The organism is Cupriavidus sp. C1SS-2L, from assembly GCF_057073735.1.
In genome coordinates, this window is sequence record NZ_CP172709.1 from 2,400,668 (window position 1) to 2,418,743 (window position 18,076).

At 62.9% G+C, this 18,076-nt stretch carries 18 protein-coding genes; 4 read left to right on the forward strand and 14 right to left on the reverse strand.

From position 1 onward, the window contains the following. The first annotated feature begins 212 nt into the window (after positions 1–212). Both ACIGJG_RS28765 and ACIGJG_RS28770 read left to right on the forward strand, forming a co-directional pair. Positions 213–1,805: an aspartate:alanine exchanger family transporter gene (locus ACIGJG_RS28765; protein WP_011300261.1), complete on the forward strand. Its 1,593-nt coding sequence runs from the start codon at positions 213–215 to the stop codon at positions 1,803–1,805. Positions 1,806–1,863: 58 nt separating this feature from the next. Beyond that, positions 1,864–2,856: a 2-hydroxyacid dehydrogenase gene (locus tag ACIGJG_RS28770; RefSeq protein WP_011300260.1), complete on the forward strand. Its 993-nt coding sequence runs from the start codon at positions 1,864–1,866 to the stop codon at positions 2,854–2,856. A gap of 85 nt (positions 2,857–2,941) precedes the next feature. Here the strand turns inward: ACIGJG_RS28770 and ACIGJG_RS28775 are convergent, their stop codons facing one another. Genes ACIGJG_RS28775 through ACIGJG_RS28810 form a run of 8 tightly spaced genes read right to left on the reverse strand, consistent with a single transcriptional unit; the run spans position 2,942 to position 10,331 of the window. Next, positions 2,942–3,265: a Dabb family protein gene (locus tag ACIGJG_RS28775; RefSeq protein ID WP_483673541.1), complete on the reverse strand. Its 324-nt coding sequence runs from the start codon at positions 3,263–3,265 to the stop codon at positions 2,942–2,944. Between the two features lie 51 nt (positions 3,266–3,316). Beyond that, positions 3,317–3,619 carry a YciI family protein gene (locus ACIGJG_RS28780; protein ID WP_483673542.1) on the reverse strand — a complete coding sequence of 101 codons (303 nt, stop codon included), beginning with the start codon at positions 3,617–3,619 and terminating at the stop codon, positions 3,317–3,319. Between the two features lie 3 nt (positions 3,620–3,622). Further along, complete coding sequence (locus tag ACIGJG_RS28785) at positions 3,623–4,519, reverse strand: intradiol ring-cleavage dioxygenase (protein WP_140950705.1); 897 nt, start codon at positions 4,517–4,519, stop codon at positions 3,623–3,625. Between the two features lie 30 nt (positions 4,520–4,549). Continuing rightward, the gene (locus tag ACIGJG_RS28790; RefSeq protein ID WP_011300256.1) at positions 4,550–5,518 is read right to left on the reverse strand and encodes a sugar ABC transporter substrate-binding protein; all 969 of its coding nucleotides are present in this window, start codon (positions 5,516–5,518) and stop codon (positions 4,550–4,552) included. 52 nt (positions 5,519–5,570) lie between these two features. Further along, on the reverse strand, positions 5,571–6,494 hold the full coding sequence (locus ACIGJG_RS28795; protein WP_483673543.1) for an ABC transporter permease: 924 nt from the start codon (positions 6,492–6,494) through the stop codon (positions 5,571–5,573). Continuing rightward, a complete protein-coding gene (locus tag ACIGJG_RS28800) occupies positions 6,491–7,465 on the reverse strand; it encodes an ABC transporter permease (protein WP_483673545.1) in 975 nt (324 codons plus the stop codon). Before ACIGJG_RS28800 ends, ACIGJG_RS28795 begins: the two co-directional genes overlap by 4 nt. Then, the gene (locus ACIGJG_RS28805; protein ID WP_011300253.1) at positions 7,458–8,966 is read right to left on the reverse strand and encodes a sugar ABC transporter ATP-binding protein; all 1,509 of its coding nucleotides are present in this window, start codon (positions 8,964–8,966) and stop codon (positions 7,458–7,460) included. Before ACIGJG_RS28805 ends, ACIGJG_RS28800 begins: the two co-directional genes overlap by 8 nt. 9 nt (positions 8,967–8,975) lie before the next feature. Then, positions 8,976–10,331 carry an amidohydrolase family protein gene (locus ACIGJG_RS28810; protein ID WP_483673547.1) on the reverse strand — a complete coding sequence of 452 codons (1,356 nt, stop codon included), beginning with the start codon at positions 10,329–10,331 and terminating at the stop codon, positions 8,976–8,978. 221 nt (positions 10,332–10,552) lie between these two features. On the opposite strand from ACIGJG_RS28810, the gene ACIGJG_RS28815 reads away from it, so the two are divergent. Next, positions 10,553–11,467, forward strand: a complete 915-nt coding sequence (locus tag ACIGJG_RS28815) for a LysR family transcriptional regulator (protein ID WP_011300251.1) — start codon at positions 10,553–10,555, stop codon at positions 11,465–11,467. Positions 11,468–11,506: 39 nt separating this feature from the next. Here ACIGJG_RS28815 and ACIGJG_RS28820 read toward each other — a convergent pair whose 3' ends face one another. From ACIGJG_RS28820 to phbB, 4 genes are all read right to left on the reverse strand, one after another. Beyond that, entirely contained in the window at positions 11,507–12,391 is an 885-nt protein-coding gene (locus ACIGJG_RS28820; RefSeq protein ID WP_483673548.1) for an NAD(P)-dependent oxidoreductase, read from the reverse strand. 38 nt (positions 12,392–12,429) lie between these two features. Beyond that, positions 12,430–13,503, reverse strand: coding sequence for a maleylacetate reductase (locus ACIGJG_RS28825; protein ID WP_011300249.1), 1,074 nt, complete (start codon positions 13,501–13,503; stop codon positions 12,430–12,432). A gap of 149 nt (positions 13,504–13,652) precedes the next feature. Continuing rightward, positions 13,653–13,907 carry a hypothetical protein gene (locus tag ACIGJG_RS28830; protein ID WP_235679791.1) on the reverse strand — a complete coding sequence of 85 codons (255 nt, stop codon included), beginning with the start codon at positions 13,905–13,907 and terminating at the stop codon, positions 13,653–13,655. A 91-nt stretch (positions 13,908–13,998) separates the two neighbouring features. Beyond that, positions 13,999–14,742 (reverse strand): acetoacetyl-CoA reductase, encoded by a 744-nt coding sequence (gene phbB / locus ACIGJG_RS28835; RefSeq protein WP_483673549.1) that lies wholly within the window; start codon positions 14,740–14,742, stop codon positions 13,999–14,001. Positions 14,743–15,579: 837 nt separating this feature from the next. On the opposite strand from phbB, the gene ACIGJG_RS28840 reads away from it, so the two are divergent. Next, the gene (locus ACIGJG_RS28840; protein WP_011300245.1) at positions 15,580–16,491 is read left to right on the forward strand and encodes a LysR family transcriptional regulator; all 912 of its coding nucleotides are present in this window, start codon (positions 15,580–15,582) and stop codon (positions 16,489–16,491) included. 31 nt (positions 16,492–16,522) lie between these two features. On the opposite strand, the gene ACIGJG_RS28845 is transcribed toward ACIGJG_RS28840, so the two are convergent. After that, positions 16,523–17,422, reverse strand: coding sequence for an N-acyl homoserine lactonase family protein (locus ACIGJG_RS28845; RefSeq protein WP_483673550.1), 900 nt, complete (start codon positions 17,420–17,422; stop codon positions 16,523–16,525). Positions 17,423–17,548: 126 nt separating this feature from the next. Beyond that, on the reverse strand, positions 17,549–17,938 hold the full coding sequence (locus ACIGJG_RS28850) for a cupin domain-containing protein (protein ID WP_011300243.1): 390 nt from the start codon (positions 17,936–17,938) through the stop codon (positions 17,549–17,551). Between the last annotated feature and the right edge of the window lie 138 nt (positions 17,939–18,076).

The window sequence follows — 18,076 nt, forward strand, 5'->3', positions numbered from 1 at the left end:
AGCATGCACCGCATGCCCGGAGAGTACCCGTCCCCGCGCTAACCGGTCCGGCACTCCGATGCGCGCAACAGTGGAATCTTTGACGTCAGCCACAATTGACCTACTCTGCATATTCGGGCCCGGAGGGGGAAGGGCATGCGCTCGCCTGCTTGTCCCTTTCCGCTGGCAATACCGGCCCGTCCTGCTGATCTTCCAGCCAGAAGGAGATGGCGATGGATGCAGTCCGGGTATTGTTCGAAACCCAGCCCTTGTTCACGTTGCTCCTTACGATTGCACTGGGCTACGTTGTCGGCGAAATCAATATCAAAGGCGTCGCGCTGGGATCCGGAGCCGTCCTGTTTGTCGGATTGGCGATCGGGGGCTTCGCGCCCAAAGCGGCACCGCCTGCGCTTGTCGGGACCCTGGGCCTGCTGCTGTTCCTCTATGGCATTGGCATCCAGTACGGCGCCCAATTCTTCGAGGGGCTGACCAGCGTCCGCGGTCTGAAGGCCAATGCCGCCGCGGCTGTGGGTGTTATCGGTGCCGGCATGGCGTCGCTGGCGCTGGTACCGCTGTTCGGCCTGCGGCTCGATGAGTCGCTGGGTATCTTTGCGGGTACCGGGACCAGCACCGCGACATTGCAGGCCGTCATTGCGGCCATGAAGGGCGATGGCGCGGCGGTTGGCTACAGCGTGGCATACCCGTTCGGGGTCGCGGGCCCGATCCTGTTGCTCTATGCCCTCAGCGTATTGCTGAAAGCGAAAATCGAGGCGCCAGCGGCCAAGATCCTCGAGACGGGCGAGATTTCCCTGCGCAACCCCGAGATCGTCGGCCTCACGCTTGCCCAGCTGAAGGCGCGCCTGCCAGTTGGACTCGCCATTGCCGCGGTGCGTCGCGAGCACCATAACCAGCTGCCGACCGAAGACCTTGTCCTGCGCCAGGACGACGTTCTGCTCGCGACATCCACGGAGCCGGCCTTGCTTCGGGAAGCTGCTGGCCTGCTGGGGGAACTGCAGCCCGGCCGGATTAGCAGTCACCGCGAGGACCTGGACTATGTCCGCTTGTTTGCCTCAAGCCGCGCCGTGGTCGGGCTTGCGCTACGCGATATCCGCTTTCCCGATGGCATTACAGGTTCGATCGTCCAGGTACGAAGGGGCGACGCCGACATGCTGCCAACCCCCGAACTCATCCTCGAAGTGGGCGACCGGGTAGGAGTGCTGGTCAATCGCGCTCATACCAAGGCCATGCGCAAGCTTTTCGGCGACTCCATCAAGGGGACCGCCGAACTGAGCTTTATTTCCATCGGCATCGGCGCGGCGCTCGGCCTGTTGGCGGGCATGATCCCGTTGCCGATCCCCGGCGCCGGCAAGCTGACCCTCGGCTTGGCGGCTCTGCTGCTGGTTGCGCTGTATCTGGGCAAGATCCGCCGGTCCGGCCCGCTGGTCTGGACCATGCCGCTTTCCGCCAATCTGGTGTTGCGCAATCTCGGGCTCACTATCTTCCTGGCACAGGTTGGCATATCGTCAGGACCGAAATTCTTCTCGACCATTGCCATCACCGGCGCTTCACTGCTCCTTTACAGCGTGCTGATTGTGCTGGTGCTCGTGCTGGTCACGGCACTGGCTTGCCTGTGGATCTTCAGGATGCCCTTCGATGTCACCGCCGGCGTCATCTGCGGCGCGACCGGTAATCCGGCAATCCTGGCGTTCGCCAACCGCGTAGCGCCCACGGAGCAGCCCGATATCGGCTACGCCATGATCTTTCCTTCGATGACGGTCACAAAAATCCTGTTTGTGGAGATTGTCATGGTCCTGGCTGGCGGGTAGGGCAATCTGGCATGCCTGCCCGAAGCCGGGGGACCTCGTTCCGATCCGGAGAGAAGCGATGAAAGCTGCCGTATTCAGCGCCAAGCCTTACGACCGAGAGTATCTTGACGCCGCCAATGTTGCCGAAGGCCATCAACTCGACTTCTTCGACGTCCCGCTCGACATCAACACGGCCGGCCTGGCCGCCGGCCATGGCGCGGTCTGTATCTTCGTCAACGATGTGGCGGATGCCGCCGTGCTCGATGCGCTCAGGCGTGGCGGCACGTCGCTGATCGCGCTGCGCTGCACCGGATTCAACAATGTCGATCTCGGCGCCGCTGCAAGTCTCGGCATGAAGGTGGTACGCGTCGTCACGTACTCCCCCAATTCGGTGGCTGAGCATGCCGTAGCCTTGCTGCTGGCCATCAACCGGAAGATCCACCGCGCCTACAACCGTACGCGAGACTTCAATTTCTCGCTTGATGGCCTGATGGGGTTCGACTTCTGCGGCAAGACCGTGGCCGTGGTCGGCACAGGCAAGATCGGGCGGGTATTTGCCCGGATCATGCTCGGGTTTGGCTGCGAAGTGATCGGCTATGATGCATATCCCTCACCGGAATTCGAGGCCTTGGGCGGCCGCTACGCCCAGCCTGGCGAAATCGGCGCCAGTGCCGACATCATTTCCCTGCATTGCCCGCTGACACCGCAGACGCACCACATCATCAATGCCGATGCTCTGGCGCGCGCCAAGCCCGGGGCGTTGCTGGTCAACACCAGCCGCGGCGGCCTGCTGGATACCGCGGCCGCGATCGACGCACTGCAGAGCCGCCAGTTGGGTGGGCTGGCGCTGGATGTGTACGAGCAGGAAGCGGATCTGTTCTTCCGTGATCTCTCCAGCACCATCATTGCCGACGACGTGATGCAGCGGCTGGTCTCGTTTCCCAACGTCATCGTGACCGGTCACCAGGCCTTTCTCACGCGGGAAGCCGTGTCCACGATCTGCCAGACGACTCTGCGCAGCATGACGGAATTCGAGTCCGGGCTGGCGCTGACGAATGAGATCAAGGCCTGAGGGGTTCGAATCGCTTGATGTTGCCGTTCATGGGCGTAGCGATTGCACGTTGGCTTCGAACAGCCGGATATTGTCGACCAGTTCCTTATTCACTTTGCAGCGCCTCGCCGTGGTAGTCGACCTGGTGCCGCGCAATGCGCAGGTCGCCAAGCTCGCGTTTGACGCGCAGGTGCTCAGGGTGGTCCGAATAGGCCTGGAGCGCGTGATGCGAGTCGAACTCCGTGTACAACACCACATCGCAGGCATAGTCGACCCGGCTCGAGTCCACGCCGACTTCCAGATGGCGCATGCCCGGAATCCGGCCGCGCAGGCTTTCAAAGGCCGCCTTGAGCTGAGCGATCGCATCGCGCTTTTCATGCTCGGTCTGCCCGCGCAGGTTCCACATCACGATATGTTTGACGACTTCCAAGATCGGCTCCCGGGCTGATGTAAGGGCTGATGTACGGTTCGGCGCCGCGGCTCAGGCGGCGGGAAAGCCGGTCTTCTGCGGCCACATATTGTTGAAGGCCAGCACGCTGCTGGCCCCATAGATGCCGGCACGCGTGAAGGGCTCGCGGGACAGCCACTCGCGTGCGGCGGCCAGTGACGGGAAATTGATCACCAGCAGGCTGCCGACCATGGTCTCGCCGTCTTCGGCAAGCAGCGGACCGGCAAACGCGATCTGGTCCTTGACGGCGCCCAGGTAGATCTTGTGATCCGGGCGGACCTTCAGACGCAGTTCGCCAACGCCGGGTTTGTCGATCAGGTGGAATGCAAAAAGCATGGCTTACCTTGTTGTTTGATTGGGGTTTGCGGCTGACGAGGCTGCCGGATTGAGCACGAAGTCGTAGTCGAGCGTATAGAAGGGCACGGCACTTTCTCCGCCGTCCGGGGTGCTGCCCGGCTTATGCCGGACCCAGTCCGCCACCAGTGACGAACGCACGCCGAAGACGGCGTCCGAGTCGAGGTAGTCGCTGTCGTTGCGGAATACGTGCGTGACCAGCGTCTCGTAGCCGGGCGCGGAGATCATGAAATGGAGGTGAGCCGGCCGCCACGGGTGCCGGCCCATGGCGTCAAGCATGCGGCCGACCGGGCCGTCATGCGGGATCGGGTAGCACTCGGCGACGATAGACCGGAAGCGGAAGTGACCGGTGTCATCGGCCGTCAGCGTGCCGCGGCCCTGTGCATGGCTCCGGTCAGGATTCTGCACATCGTAGAAGCCATCGGCATCCGCCTGCCAGACCTCGATCTTCGCGCCGGGCACGGCCTCGCCGGTGATGCTGCGCACCTGTCCGCTGACATAGCAGGGCTCGCCGGCCATGCCATTGCCAACGTCGTCGCCGAGTTCATAGTCAGGCGCGTCGTCCACATAGAACGGCCCGAACACGGTCGCCTCGGTGCAGCCACGCGGCTTGCGGTGGTTCTGCGCAGTCACGAGCGTCGACAGGCCCAGCGTGTCGGACAGCAGGATGAACTCCTGCCGGCTCGGGCTGCAGGTATGGCCCACTTCGGTCAGGAACTGGATGCCCGCCGCCCATTCCTCCTCGGTCAGCTTGATCTCGCGCGCGAACGCGTGCAGGTGCTGGATCAGGCTGGTCATGACCTCCTTGAGGCGGCGGTCCTTCATATCGACATTGCGGGCCAGCACTGCCTGGGTGATGGTTTCTTCGTCGAGATTGCGCATGGTTGTAGCTCCTGGAAAAACCCGCGCGCGTCAGGCCTTGGTCGCGTCTTCCCAGCGGGGGCAGGCGCGTTTGTCGGCGGGCACGTCGAGCGGCTGGTAGTTGGTCTTGTCAATTACGGTAGCAGGCAGCACGATGTCCTGCCTGACCGGCTGTCCGCGCAGCTTGCGGATGGCGGCCATGGTGCCCAGGCATCCCTGTACGAAGCCGTTGTAGTCGCCGGTGGCGAGCAGCGTGCCCGCCTTGATGGCGTCGATCGCTTCCTTGGTGCCGTTGATGCCGGTGACGAGCGCCTTGCGGTTGGCGCCCTCCAGCGCTTCGATCGCGCCGATGGCCATGGCGTCGTTGGCGGCGAAGACGGCGTCGATCTTCGGGAACGACTGCATCAGGTTCTCCATCACCTGCAGGGCTTGCAGGCGCTGGTAGTTAGCCGGCTGTGACGCCACCACCTTGATGCCGGGGAAGGCCTTGAGCGCATCCTGCACGCCGCGGATGCGGTCGACATTGGTCAGCGAACCCTTGATGCCTTCGAGCACCACCACATTGCCCTTGCCGCCCATGGTCTTGAACAGGTAGGTGGCGGTTTTCAGGCCAAGGTCATAGTCGCTGGCACCGACAAACGAGACGAAGTTGCCCACGTCGCTGCGGTCGGTCACGTTGACCACCGGGATATTGGCCGCATTGATCTTCTTCACGCCGGGACCCATTGCCTTGTAGTCGACCGGCACGAACACCACGGCGTCGGCCTTCTTGACGATCACGTCCTCGATCTGGCTCATCTGCTCGGGAATACTGTCCGGCTTGGTCGGGATGTAGTGGGTAATGCGCGCGTTCATGCTCTTGGCCGCCGAATCCGCGCCCTGACGCAGGACCTGGAAATACGGGTTGGTCTGGTTCTTGGTGAAGACGGCAATGCGCTCGCCGTCCGCATGCGCGGCGGGCATGGCCAGCACGCCGAAGGCGAGCAGGGCGGCGAGTGATTTCAGGTTGCGTGCTTGCATGTCTTGTCTCCTGGGATCGTTGGAATGTTTTCCGTACGTGTGGGAACTTGCTTCATGACTTGCCGAGACGGCGACGGGACAGCGTGTCCAGGAACACCGCCAGCACCACGATGACCCCGGTCACCAGCGGCTGCCAGTTGGCGCTGACGGTGAGCAGGTTCATGCCGTTGAGCACCAGCGTCAGCAGGATGGCGCCGACGAGCGTGCCGGATACCCGCCCTACGCCGCCGAACAGCGATGTGCCCCCGATCAGCACCGCCGCGATGGCCGGCAGCGTGAGCGTTTCGCCGATATCGCCTTCGGCGGAGTTCAGGCGCGCCAGGAAGACCAGCAGCAGGCGACGGGTTACCGGCACGCCAGAGAGCCGCGCCGCGACCGGGTTGGCGCCGATCGCATAGATCTCCTGGCCGTAGGTGGTCTTCTGGGAGATCACCGTGCCGGCTGTCAGGAAGGCGAGCATCAGGAACACGGGCACTGGCACGCCCCACAGGTAGCCGCTGCCGATGGCGCGGAATTCCGGCGCGAATCCGTGGATGGTTTCACCCGCCATGAACCAGTACGTCAGGCCATGCAGCACCCACAACATGCCGTACGTGGCAATGAACGGCGGGATACGCAGCGCAGCCACCAGCAGGCCGTTCGCCAGGCCGATCAGCACGCCGCAACCGAGACCGGCACCTACGCCGAGCATGGTCGATCCCGTCGCCTTCATGACGCTTGCCGCCAGACACGCGGACATCGCCACGTTGGCCCCGACGGAAAGGTCGAGGCCGCCCGTCAGGATCACAAGCGTCAGCCCAGAAGCGAGCAGGAACAGGAGGCTCGCCTGCCGCAGCACATTGAGCAGGTTGCCCAGCGTCAGGAACGCGTCCGACGATACCGACAGCAGCGCGCACAGCACGGCCAGCGCCAGCAGGCGGCCGACAAACGCGCGGGAGTCCGCGGACAGCGGCATGTTCAGGATGGCGGAGCTCATGCGTTCCCCTTGAAGGATTCGATCAACAGGACCACCAGCACCAGCAGGCCGATGGCCGCCACCTGCACCGAAGACTGCACGCCGATCAGGTTCAGGCCGTTGCGCAGCACGCCGACGGCGAGCACGCCAAGCACCGTGCCCGGCAGCCAGCCGTTGCCGCGGTCGAACGTGGTGCCGCCGACGGCTACCGCGGCAATCGCCTCGAACTCCAGTCCGATGGAGGCGGTCGGGTGTCCGGCATTCATGCGTGCGGTCAGCAGCAGCGCCGCTACGCCCGCCATGGCGCCGCCGAGCGTGTAGACCGCGATCAGCCAGCGATTGACGGAGACGCCTGCGAACTTCAGCGCCTCACGGTTGCCGCCGAGCGCGAACACATAGGCGCCGAATCGTGTGCGATACAAGAGCCAGTGGAAGAGGGCGTAGGTGGCAACGGCCAGCCACAGCGGCACAGGAATGCGGAGCAGTTCGCCGGAATAGAGCAGGGGGATCGTGTCGCCGACGCCGACCACGCTTTGCCCGTCGGTCAATACGAGCGCCACACCTTGGGCAACACCCAGCGTGCCCAGCGTCGACACGAACGGCGGAATGCCCAGCCGTGCCACCAGCAGGCCATTGAGCAGGCCGAACGCGAGCCCCACACCGATGGCAGCGGCCAGGGCCAGCAGCAGCGAGCCGGTGGCCACGATCACCATGGCAAGCACTACGCCGCACAGCGCGAGCACGGCACCCATGGAGAGATCCAGCCCCTCGGTCATGATGATCAGCGTCATCGGCAGCGCGATCAGCAGCAGGATCGTGGATTGCGTGCCGACATTGAGCAGGTTGGCTGTCGACAGAAAGCCCTGGCCCATTGCCGCGAAGGCAACGGTAAGCAGAAGCAGCACCCAGGCCGCGCCGGGCAGCTTGCCGAGTATTGGCACGAAAGCCAGGGGCAGGGCACGGGAGGCGGTGGCGGCAGTCGTATCAGGCATCGTTCATCCCCAGTTGCAGAATGCTTTCCTCGGTCATGGCGTCATGCGCAAGCTCGCCGGCGACGCGGCCGCCGCGCATGACATAGGTGCGGTCGCATACGTTGATGATCTCTGGCAGCTCGGAACTGATCAGCAGCACGGCGGCGCCTTGCTTCACCAGCCCGTCGATCAGCGCGAAGATTTCGGCCTTGGCGCCAACGTCGATGCCGCGCGTAGGCTCGTCGAAAATGAACAGGCGCGATTCGGCGACCAGCCACTTGCCGATCACGATCTTCTGCTGGTTACCGCCCGACAGGAACTGCGCGAGCTGGTCGCCGCTCGGCGTGGCAATGCGCAGCCGTCCAATCTCGCGCGTGGACAGCTGCGCCGCCTTGCCGCTGCGATACCAGTGTGCGGGAAAGGCGCGGCGCAGGCCGGCCAGGAGCAGGTTGTCGCGCACCGAGCGGATCAGCGCGAGCCCTTCGGTCTTGCGACTTTCGGGGATCAGCGCCGCGCCGAGCGCGCGTGCCTTGTCGGGACCGCCGCGCATGGACTTGCCGAAAATGCGGATTTCGCCCGCGCGCACCGGGTCCGCGCCAAACACAGCCCGCGCGACCTCGCTGCGCCCTGAGCCGACGAGCCCGGCCAGCCCGACGATCTCACCGGCACGCACCTGCAGCGTGATGTCGTCAATGCCGTTGTCAGCGCTGACGCCTTGCATGTCGAGCGCCACCTCGCCGACCGGGCCGCCGCGTGTGCGGGTGTAGCCCATGTCCACCTTGCGGCCGACCATGCGCGCCACCAGTTCATCAGGCGTGGCATCGCCGGGCATGTAGCTGCCGACCTTGCGGCCGTCTCGCATGACGGTGATGCGGTCACCGAGCGCGAAGACTTCCGCCATGCGGTGCGAGATATAGATCATCGACACGCCGTCGGCCTTGAGGCGTGCGATGACGCCGAACAGCTTTTCGGTCTCGCGCTCGGAGAGAGCGGCCGTGGGCTCATCCAGCACGAGGATGCGTGCGTTCTGCGACAGCGCCTTGGCAATCTCGATCATCTGCTGCTGCGCCACGCCCAGGCGATGCACGGGCGTATGCGTGCTGATGTCCATGCCGAGCGTGTCCAGCAGGCGCCGCGCTTCGGCATGCATCTTTGCATGGTCCACCGAGCCCGGCACCCGTCCGCGCGGCTCACGGCCAAGAAAAATGTTCTGCGCGATGTCGAGGTAGGGCACCAGCGAGAATTCCTGGAAGATCACGGCGATGCCGAGCCGCATCGTGTCCGCCGGCCCCGATACCTCGACGCGCTGGCCCTGATGGTGGAACTCGCCGGCATCGGCCACATAAACGCCGCACAGCACCTTCATCAGCGACGACTTGCCTGCGCCGTTCTCGCCAAGGAGCATGTGCACCTCGCCGGGATAGATGTCGAAGGAGACGTCGTCCAGCGCCTTGACGCCTGGAAAAGTTTTGCAGATGCCACGCATCTCGAGCAGTGGGCTGACCTGGGTCATCGCGTTCATGGGGGTTTCCTATGCAAGGGCGTGGGCCTGTGCGCCAAGCAGCCGTTCGCCGGATGCGCGCAGCGCGTCGAGCGTGCGCGGCACGCCATCGGCCAACAGCCGGCCGCGCCGCTTGCGCGCGACGCCAGCCACGAAGACGCTGTCGATATTGGCCAGGCTGGCCTGCATGACGACAGCGTTGATGGGGTCGTGCACGGGCATCATGTTGAGCCGCTGCGCGTCGATCAGGACGAGGTCGGCCTGCTTGCCGACCGCCAGCGAGCCAATGCGGTCCGCCATGCCGAGCATCCGTGCGCCGGCCAGCGTGATCCACTCCAGCGCCTCGCGACAGGTCACCTCGTGGCGCGGCGCGATGACTCCGTGCTCCGCGCGGTATGCCGCGTGATCCAGCGCGCGCTGCACGCCGAGCGCAACGCGCGCCGCCGTGAACATCTCACCGGACAAGCCGGACTCGAGATCGATGCCCAGCGACGGCGCCACGCCGAGCTTGCGCAGGCGCCCGGTAATCGGAAAGCCGTGGCCCTGCGTCAGCTCGTTTTCCGGCGTCAGCGAAAAACTTACCCCGGCATCGACGAGGCGCGCGAGTTGGGCATCGCTAAGGTCATTGCCGTGGACAATGTTGATGTGCGGGCCCAGCAGACCGGCCGCTTCCAGCCGAGCCCAGCCGTCGGGCGTGCGTGCCGCGCCGCCGCCCTGGTGCATGCTGGCTATCAAGCCGAACTCGCGGGCCAGCGCGAAATCGTGCAGCGCGACTTCCATGGTGGAGTAGTGTGGGCCAAGGATGGCCAGGCCCAGGCTGACCAGTTCCGAGCCCTGCAAGCGCTGCGCCAAACGTTCGATCTCATGGCGCGGGTGCGGCGTCTCCCAGAACGGCGCCATGCCGGGCTTGGGATCAGGCTTCGGCGATCCGTGCAGGAACGCAGCGCGGATGCCTGAGCGCTCCAGCGCATCGATGGCCGCGTCGCTATGTGCCGGAGTAGGGTTGTTGTGGCACCAGTCGACCAGCGTCGTCGTGCCGCAGTCGAGCTGGTTCCATGCACCGGCCAGCGTGGCCACGTGGATGTCTTCCGGCGTAAAGCGCGTTGCCAGCCCTGCATGCATCTGGCGGAAATATTCCGTGAGCGTCCAGCCGCCGGCGACGCCGCGCAGGGCGGTTTGCCAGGTGTGCATATGGGCGTTGACGAAGCCCGGCGCCACGATGAAGCCGCGTGCGTCGATCTGCTCGGTTCCGGCGGCATCCGCCACATCGAGATGCGGCGCAAGCGCGGCTATCCGGTCATCCTCGATCAGCAAGTCGCCAATGAACTCCCCATGGGCGGCTTCCATCGTGACGAGCGTAGCCCCGCGAATCAGGGTGCGCGTCATAAAACCTGTCTCCTTGGCGACGCGGCAACGCCACTTTCGCCTTGTGCTCGTAATCGTTCTGGTCTTCTTTTGTTTTGCGGTCTGGCGGCAATAACAAACGTTTGCAGCCCTGACGCAGATGAGTCTATACTCCCTCCGAACGAGAAAAAACGCGGCCCGAGGAAATGTTTCTTCCACCTGGAGAAAAACTCGGCAGGCGTAGCAGGCGGTGGATACAACGCATGGATCGCTGGACCGAAATCGAGTTGTTCGTACAGACCGCGGAGTTCGGCAGCATCTCGCGCGCCGCCGAAAGCCTCGAGATGTCCAATGCCGCGGCCAGCCGCTACCTGAGTTCGCTGGAACGGCGGCTGTCGGCGCGCCTGATCGAGCGCAACACGCGCCGCCTGTACCTGACCCAGGTCGGCGAGCAGTACTTCCGGCGTTGCAAGGAATTGCTGGCGGAGATGAAGGAGGCGGAAGCCGACGTCAGCGCCGCCGTGCTGGAACCAAGCGGGACACTGACGATCACTGCGTCGCTGTCGTTCGCCATGAAGCATCTGGCACCGTTGGTGCCGGAGTTCACGACGCGCTATCCGAAGGTGAATGTCAATGTGCTGGCGGCCAATCGCTACTACGACATCATGGACAGCGGCACGGACCTGGCCATCCGCACGCGCGAGTTCGAGCCGGACTCTAACCTGACGGTGCGCCGCCTTGCGCAGACGCGCCGGGTGCTGGCCGCCACGCCGCGCTACCTGGACACGCACGGTATTCCACGCAGCGTCGAAGCGCTGGCGGATCATTCCATGCTGATCTATTCGTACGCCAATCGCCCCAATGAACTCTCGTTCACACGCGGCGACGAAAAGCAGGTCGTCACGGTGCGCAGCAAGATGGAATCCAACGACGGCCAGGTACTACGCGCCGCGGCGCTGGAGGGCATGGGCATCCTCGTCCAGCCCAAGTACATCCTTTATGACGATATCGTCGCCGGGCGGCTGATCCCGGTGCTCGATGACTGGGACTTGCCCAGGCTCACGATCAATATCGCGTTCCAGAACCGGACGCACCTTCCGGCGCGGACACGCCTGTTTATCGAGCTACTGGTGTCGCACTTCGAGCGTATGGACTACGAACGCAAGTGGACGTCGTGACGCGCCCGCTCTGCAAATGCGTGGCGAGCGGGCCGGAGGCTATGGTTGACGTTGACCCGGCTGCATGCCCGCCGCCAGCTCAGCGGATTTGATGATGGCGGCGTAGTCATCGCCGGCCATGCCTTGCGCAGCGGCGCCATGCAGCATCTGGCCGAGCAGGGCGGTGAGCCCCATCGGCACGTGCAGCTGTGCGCCGGCATCCAGGATCAGCCCAACGTCCTTGAGCATCTGCTCGACCGTGAAGGTCGGCGTGTAGTCATGCACGGCAAGCTGTGCGGCCTTGGCCTTGACGATCGGTGAGGCGACCGCACTGGCCGTGATCACATCCCACATCGCCTGCCACTCTAGTCCGCCCTTGCTGCCCAGCGTTAGGGCCTCGGCCAGCATGCCACCAGTCAGCGCGATCAGCAGGTTGACGACGAGCTTCATCAGCCGGGCCTGTTCGGCATCGCCCAGATAGAACTGGGCCGGACCCAATGCGGCCAGCAGCGGCTTGATGCGCTCGTACGCGTCTGCGGGTCCGGATACCAATGCAGTGAGCTTCGCGGCCTCGGCCATGTGGTTGTTGCCGGACACCGTGACGCGCAGATAGGCGATATCACGCGCCGCGAACAACGGCGCTACTGCCGCCGACGCCGCGGGAGAGACCGTGCTGGTGTCGATATAGAGCGCGCCGGGCCGGGCCGCTTTGGCAATCTGGCCCGCCACCGCACTGAACGCGCCGTCATTCGGCATCGAACTGAAAATGACCTCGGCTGCGCTGACAGCGTCCGCAAGGGACGGGGCCACCGCCAGGCCGGCGTGTCGCGCCGCCGATGCCTGTTCCGGCGCGATGTCATAGGCGACGACGTCATGGCCCGCAGCGGCGATGTGGCGCGCCATCGGCAGGCCCATCTTGCCGGTGCCAATGAATCCGATCCTCATATCTTCTCCTGTCTGGAAATTCTGCGTGCCACGCAGCGTCAGTCCGGCCGCACGCCTTCGTAGGCAGCCTGGAGCAGGGCACGGATCGGCTCGCGCTCGATCGGGCGCGGGTTCCAGTAGGGGCTGGCGAGCGCGATATCCGCCGCGCGGTCGAGATCCTCTTCGCGCATGCCGATGTCCCGCAGGGCGACAGGGGCGCCATGGCGCTGGGCCAGGTCGAACAGCGTCGCTGCAGCGGATTGCTCGCCGGCGCCGGTCGCCCTGCGGATGCGGGCCATCGCCTCTGGCACGGCGGCGGCGTTATAGGCCAGCGCATGCGGCAACACGATGGTGTGCGTTTCGGCGTGAGGCAGGTTGAAGCTGCCACCCAGCGTATGGCACAGCTTGTGATGAAGCGCCATGCCGACGCCGCCAAGCACGGTGCCACACAGCCACGCTCCGTACAGGCACTGGGAACGCGCGTCGAGGTCGGCCGGATCGTTGAATACCGCTGGAATGCCCGCGGCGAGCGCGCGAATGCCTTCCTCGGCCATCAGCGACATCACGGGGTTGGCGTCACGCGCGTACAGGCCCTCGGCGGCATGGGCAATCGCATTCAACGCGCTCGTGACGGACAGGCCGCGCGGCAAGCCGACGGTCAGTGCGGGATCGTAGATCACCGTGCGCGGCAGCACGCGCGGATCGCGGCCGGTGCGCTTCGTGCCGGCTTCGGTGAGACCATAGACCGGCGTCACTTCGGAGCCCGCGTAGGTGGTTGGGATCGCCACGATCGGCATCCCCGTTTCCAGGGCGATGGCCTTGCCAAGTCCCGTGGTCGATCCACCGCCGACTGCCACGGCGCAATCCGCTCCGGCCTCGCGCGCCCGCGCTGTTGCGTCGCGCGCACTCTCGATCGGCACGTGCATGACGGCGCCCGCATACACGCCTGCGGACAAGGGGCCAAGCAAGTCGGCAATGCGCTCGGCCTCCGCCTGCTGGTTCGGCGTGCAGAGCACCAAGGCCCGCTTGGCGCCGAGCCTTTCGACTTCGGCGGCAACCTGGCTTGAAGACCCCGCGCCAAACACGACGCGCGCCGCGTGGGCCTCATAGATGAATGGCTGTGACGATTTCATGGTTTTGCTGACAAGCGCGGTCATTCGGACCGGATAGACAGAACGCTATATTTCCGGGAGCAGAAAGGAAATAGGGCCCGAGGAAAACAGTCTTCAGGCAGGCGGAAGAATCGGAGTGGGGCGCGTGAGCACCAAAGGCAGGCCGAGCGTCAGGCGTCCGTCGTCGTGCGCGTGGTGCTCAGGAGGGGGACAAAGTCGAAATGGGCGGCAGCGTACAGGGCATTGCACGACCAGACCTCTTCGTCGTCCCTGTAGAAACTGACCCACCTGCCGTCGCTGATGCAATGGGCACCAGGAAACACCTCTTCATGTCCGTCGGGTCCGTCCAGCAGGACAGGGGCATGAGGCACGGCCCAATAGTGGCCGCTCGGCAGGGCTGAAATCGATTTGCGCGACATATCCATGCGGTCCTGCCATTTCCTCAAGCAGCAGCCGGGCGCGTTCGCGCCCGCGAGTACGCTGCCCGGCTATTGTCCTACCACTCATTATGCGCGTTCATTGCATGTGCTGTCCGCCATTGATGGCGATATTGGCGCCGGTGACGAAACCCGCCTCGGCGGAACACAGGTATTGGACCAGCGCGGCAATTTCGTCTGGCTGGCCCAGTCGCCCCACGGGAATCTGCGGAAGCACCTTGGTATCCAGAATCTCCTGCGGCACGGCCATGACCATCTTGGTGGCGACATAGCCCGGCGACACCGTATTGACCGTGACGCCTCGCTTGGCAACCTCCAGTGCAAGTGCCTTGGTGAACCCATGCACGCCCGCCTTGGCCGCCGCGTAATTGGTCTGGCCGAATCCACCTTTGGACCCGATGACGGACGACACATTGACAATGCGGCCCCAACCTCGCTCGACCATGCCATCGCAGACCTGCTTGGTCATATTGAACAGGGAATCGAGATTGGTGCGAACCACCGCATCCCAGTTGACCTTATCAAGCTTCTTGAAGCTGCTGTCGCGCGTGATGCCGGCATTATTGATCAGGATATCGACCGGCCCGATTTCCTCCTGGATTCGCGCCACGCACGCCTGGCACGACGGGTAGTCCGACACGTCAACACTGTAGGCGGCAAAACAGCGCCCGGTTTCCGCCATGCGGGCTAGCCAGTCCGCCACGCCTTCATTGCCTGGCGAATGAGTGACCACCACCGTATAGCCTGCGTCGTACAGCCTGGTGCTGATCGCTTCGCCGATGCCGCCCATGCCACCGGTTACCAGCGCAATTCGCTTTGTCATGATCGAAAGTCTCCTGTCCTGTCTTTGTCTGCCAGGGCTGATTTGCCCAATTGACCGCCTGGCGCCTATGGCCAATCGACCATCGGCGCCAGGCGGTGTACCGTTTCCGTACCCTGGACGGGCCAGGTTCCGGAACATAGTGCTTATCGGTGGGCGATCACGTGCGAGTGGGTGCGCGGAGGTTGCTCAACTGTCGTCGTCAACAGCCACGGGGATTGGCTGAGCCTTGTGGCGATGTCCTGCAACTGTGAGTCGTCACGGCGATGTCAATCGTCAGGCTTTCACCACCACGGCCCGCATCACCGACGCGGACAGCAACGCGACAAACTTGTTCTGTGTATTGCGTCAGCGCCTGCCAGATCGGGACGATATGAAGCGCGCCGTTTCGGGAGCGCACTGTGAGCCGACGCGTCTTGTTCCTCAATCGTGCTCTCGGACTTGATGGCTTGACGAGAAAACCGCACCCATACGTTGGAGCCGTCAGCCTAATGAAGTCCTATGACAATCGGAACCGGGAAGACATGTACGTAATATTCAGATTTCGGACGGGGCCAACGGAAAGGTGGGCAATCGCGGGGAACAGCGGAGTTGTTGGACTCAAGGACGGAGACGTGCTTTATTTAACATAAGACAGATTATGCGGAAAATGGTTGTAGCAGCAAAGCGGTAATGTCCGGTTTTGGCCCAAATGTCCGCCTAAAGCCTCACTGCCCAATATTAAACTGCTGTTGCACTCCTCTCGCTTGCGGTGGCACGACAACATCCAGTCGAGCATTACGGATGTCGCTACAGCCACCGGCCCGCCATTACCAAGATGCCTCCGACAGAAACCAGAACATGAAACGGCAATTCGATGACCTCCAACTAGGCAGCATCGAGCTGTTCTGCCTTGCCGCCGAACTCGGAAGCTTCACCGCCGCCGCGGTGGCCGCGAGCGTGACGCCAGCAGCGGTCAGCCGCACCGTGCAAAGGCTGGAAGAACGCCTCGGCGCGCGCCTCTTCGTGCGAACCACACGTCAGATTCGCCTGACCGATGAAGGACGGGTCTATTTCGAACAGAGCCGTGCCGCATTGGCGCAGTTGGTTGACGCGGAACGGCAGATCAGCGGCCAGCAAGCCGCGCCGGCAGGACGGCTTCGTATCAGCCTGCCAACGCCTTATGCACACTATCGCGTGCTGCCTGTATTGCCTGAATTTCGGTCGCTGTACCCTGAAGTCGAAATCGACGTGCACATCAGCAACCGCAACGTGGACTTTGCCGATGACACCTACGACCTCTCCGTGCGCGGGCGCGCACCGGACGATTCGAATCTGATCGCACGCAAACTGGAAGATGCGGAGCTGGTTGTCGTGGCGACGCCCGAATATCTGCGGCGCGCCGGCAAGCCAGAGTCGCCGGACGACCTGCCCAGGCATGAGTGCATTCAGTTCGAACGCCCCAGCAGCGGCCGCAGGATCCCATGGACGTTCCAGGTCAACGACGAGGACACGGATATCATGACGGCCGGCTCTTACGCAGCCTCCGAAGATATTCTCGGTGGCGCGACATTGGTGCGTGCCGGCGCAGGCCTGTTCCAGACTTACCGTTTTGTCGTGGAACAGGATTTGCGGGACGGCACGCTCGTGGAAGTGCTGCAAGAATTTGGCGGCAGTACCCGGCCTTTCGTGCTGCTCTACCCTTCCGCACGCTACGTCACACGCCGGGTCCGCGCATTCGTCGATTTCCTGGTCGATAAATTCTCAGCATAACGGCATGCCCTCACGACCGGTCGCCGAAACCTCAATTGTAGAATGCAGGAATCAGCTTAAGCTGATCGGACTGTTTCTTGTCATGATTGATGAAGAGCTTCGCCTTGTAGGTTTCGATGAGTTTCCTGATTTTATTCATCGATGCGATAGATTCTTGATTGTCGGTATTCAGGGATGGAACTATGCTCCTCTCGAAATTCCCTTCCAGGTGAACAACGTCGCCAGACAGGATGACAAAGCCGGAATTTTTGAGATGCACCAGCAGGGCCTGGCTGCCAGGAGTATGACCGGGCGTTGAAATGAGAACGACGCTGCCATCGCCATACACATCGGTATCGCCATCTACAAGCTGCAAGTTCTTCGGCGTACCCAGCAGCTTGCGCGCCAGTGCCATCAACTGATTTACGTTCTCGTTCGATCCGTTGGGGGAATGTATCCAGCTATACTCAGCCCGTTGCATCAGAACTGCGGCGTTAGGAAACAGGTTCACATTGCCGATGTGATCGCCGTGCGTATGCGAAACGGCAACCCGACCTATATCACCCGGCTTCAGCCCGATTTCGGCAAGTTGATCCGTCAGTGTCTTGTCTAGGTGATAGACGATCAATTTCGGTAAGGTGGACCAACCTTTGGGATCGTTGAACGCCGATTCAGGAACACCCGTATCCCAAAGCAACCAGTCACTGCCGTGCCTTATCAGCCAGCAAGTTGATGAGAATTCAATACTGCGGCCGGCATTCTCGCCGGGCGTCCATACCGATTCATCGTTCGCAAGCGAGCGGCCGCAATCCATTCGAAAGAGCTGTTCGGCGACACCGGCCTTCACTGGGTCCGGGAGCTTAGTTCCTGCGTGCGCACTGGACGCACCTTCCATCATTAGCAAGAAGGCAATCAAAACCGATGACGCCACTGCTTTTGTTTGTCTCAGCATGACTATTAATCCTCTGGGAAAATTCGCGGATTATCGCCGCACCGGGCTCTGCACCGCGCCAAAACATGACAACGAAAGCTGCCAAGGCAAATCAATTGCAATGCTGTTGAAGTGATTCAATCAATATCAGTGATCATGCAACACCAACGGCTTGCCTTTTTCTACGATATAGTGAGCAAGCGCCTTGAATTTCCCGCTCCCAGTATTGCACACGGTGTGCATCTCCCGGGGTCCGAATTGCAACGGCCGCCCTGCTTTCAAGATCAGGTCCGGCTTATTATCGAACTTTGCGACGGCCTCTCCTTCCAGCACATAGGCGCTTTCGATCCCCGGATGAGCGTGCCGGCTCGTGCAGGCGCCCGGCTCGAGTTCAGCAATAACGGCCATGGTCTCGTAACCCTGCGGGAAGTCAATCGTCTGTAGTGTCGTTCGCGCCTGAGCAAACACGTTGGTTCCGCCTGCGGCAAGCGTAAAAATGGCCGTGGAAAATACCAATGACCGTTTCGTGGATAACATTTGTCTTCTCCTTGATTGAATCGTTGTTATGCGGTTGTTGTCCGCGGCCAGACTTTAGGCTGAGCTTTTTTTTCGATGAAGCTCCCGCGGGGAACAAGAATTGATACATCGAGGAATAACTCACCGGCTGCTCATCGA

Excerpts from the sequence above, each read along its gene's own strand:
- ACIGJG_RS28765 (WP_011300261.1), top strand. The coding sequence starts at position 213 with ATGGATGCAGTCCGGGTATTGTTCGAAACCCAGCCCTTGTTCACGTTG.
- ACIGJG_RS28770 (WP_011300260.1), top strand. The coding sequence starts at position 1,864 with ATGAAAGCTGCCGTATTCAGCGCCAAGCCTTACGACCGAGAGTATCTT.
- ACIGJG_RS28780 (WP_483673542.1), bottom strand. The coding sequence starts at position 3,619 with ATGCTTTTTGCATTCCACCTGATCGACAAACCCGGCGTTGGCGAACTG.
- ACIGJG_RS28785 (WP_140950705.1), bottom strand. The coding sequence starts at position 4,519 with ATGCGCAATCTCGACGAAGAAACCATCACCCAGGCAGTGCTGGCCCGC.
- ACIGJG_RS28790 (WP_011300256.1), bottom strand. The coding sequence starts at position 5,518 with ATGCAAGCACGCAACCTGAAATCACTCGCCGCCCTGCTCGCCTTCGGC.
- ACIGJG_RS28795 (WP_483673543.1), bottom strand. The coding sequence starts at position 6,494 with ATGAGCTCCGCCATCCTGAACATGCCGCTGTCCGCGGACTCCCGCGCG.
- ACIGJG_RS28800 (WP_483673545.1), bottom strand. The coding sequence starts at position 7,465 with ATGCCTGATACGACTGCCGCCACCGCCTCCCGTGCCCTGCCCCTGGCT.
- ACIGJG_RS28805 (WP_011300253.1), bottom strand. The coding sequence starts at position 8,966 with ATGAACGCGATGACCCAGGTCAGCCCACTGCTCGAGATGCGTGGCATC.
- ACIGJG_RS28810 (WP_483673547.1), bottom strand. The coding sequence starts at position 10,331 with ATGACGCGCACCCTGATTCGCGGGGCTACGCTCGTCACGATGGAAGCC.
- ACIGJG_RS28815 (WP_011300251.1), top strand. The coding sequence starts at position 10,553 with ATGGATCGCTGGACCGAAATCGAGTTGTTCGTACAGACCGCGGAGTTC.
- ACIGJG_RS28820 (WP_483673548.1), bottom strand. The coding sequence starts at position 12,391 with ATGAGGATCGGATTCATTGGCACCGGCAAGATGGGCCTGCCGATGGCG.
- ACIGJG_RS28825 (WP_011300249.1), bottom strand. The coding sequence starts at position 13,503 with ATGAAATCGTCACAGCCATTCATCTATGAGGCCCACGCGGCGCGCGTC.
- ACIGJG_RS28830 (WP_235679791.1), bottom strand. The coding sequence starts at position 13,907 with ATGGATATGTCGCGCAAATCGATTTCAGCCCTGCCGAGCGGCCACTAT.
- phbB (WP_483673549.1), bottom strand. The coding sequence starts at position 14,742 with ATGACAAAGCGAATTGCGCTGGTAACCGGTGGCATGGGCGGCATCGGC.
- ACIGJG_RS28840 (WP_011300245.1), top strand. The coding sequence starts at position 15,580 with ATGAAACGGCAATTCGATGACCTCCAACTAGGCAGCATCGAGCTGTTC.
- ACIGJG_RS28845 (WP_483673550.1), bottom strand. The coding sequence starts at position 17,422 with ATGCTGAGACAAACAAAAGCAGTGGCGTCATCGGTTTTGATTGCCTTC.
- ACIGJG_RS28850 (WP_011300243.1), bottom strand. The coding sequence starts at position 17,938 with ATGTTATCCACGAAACGGTCATTGGTATTTTCCACGGCCATTTTTACG.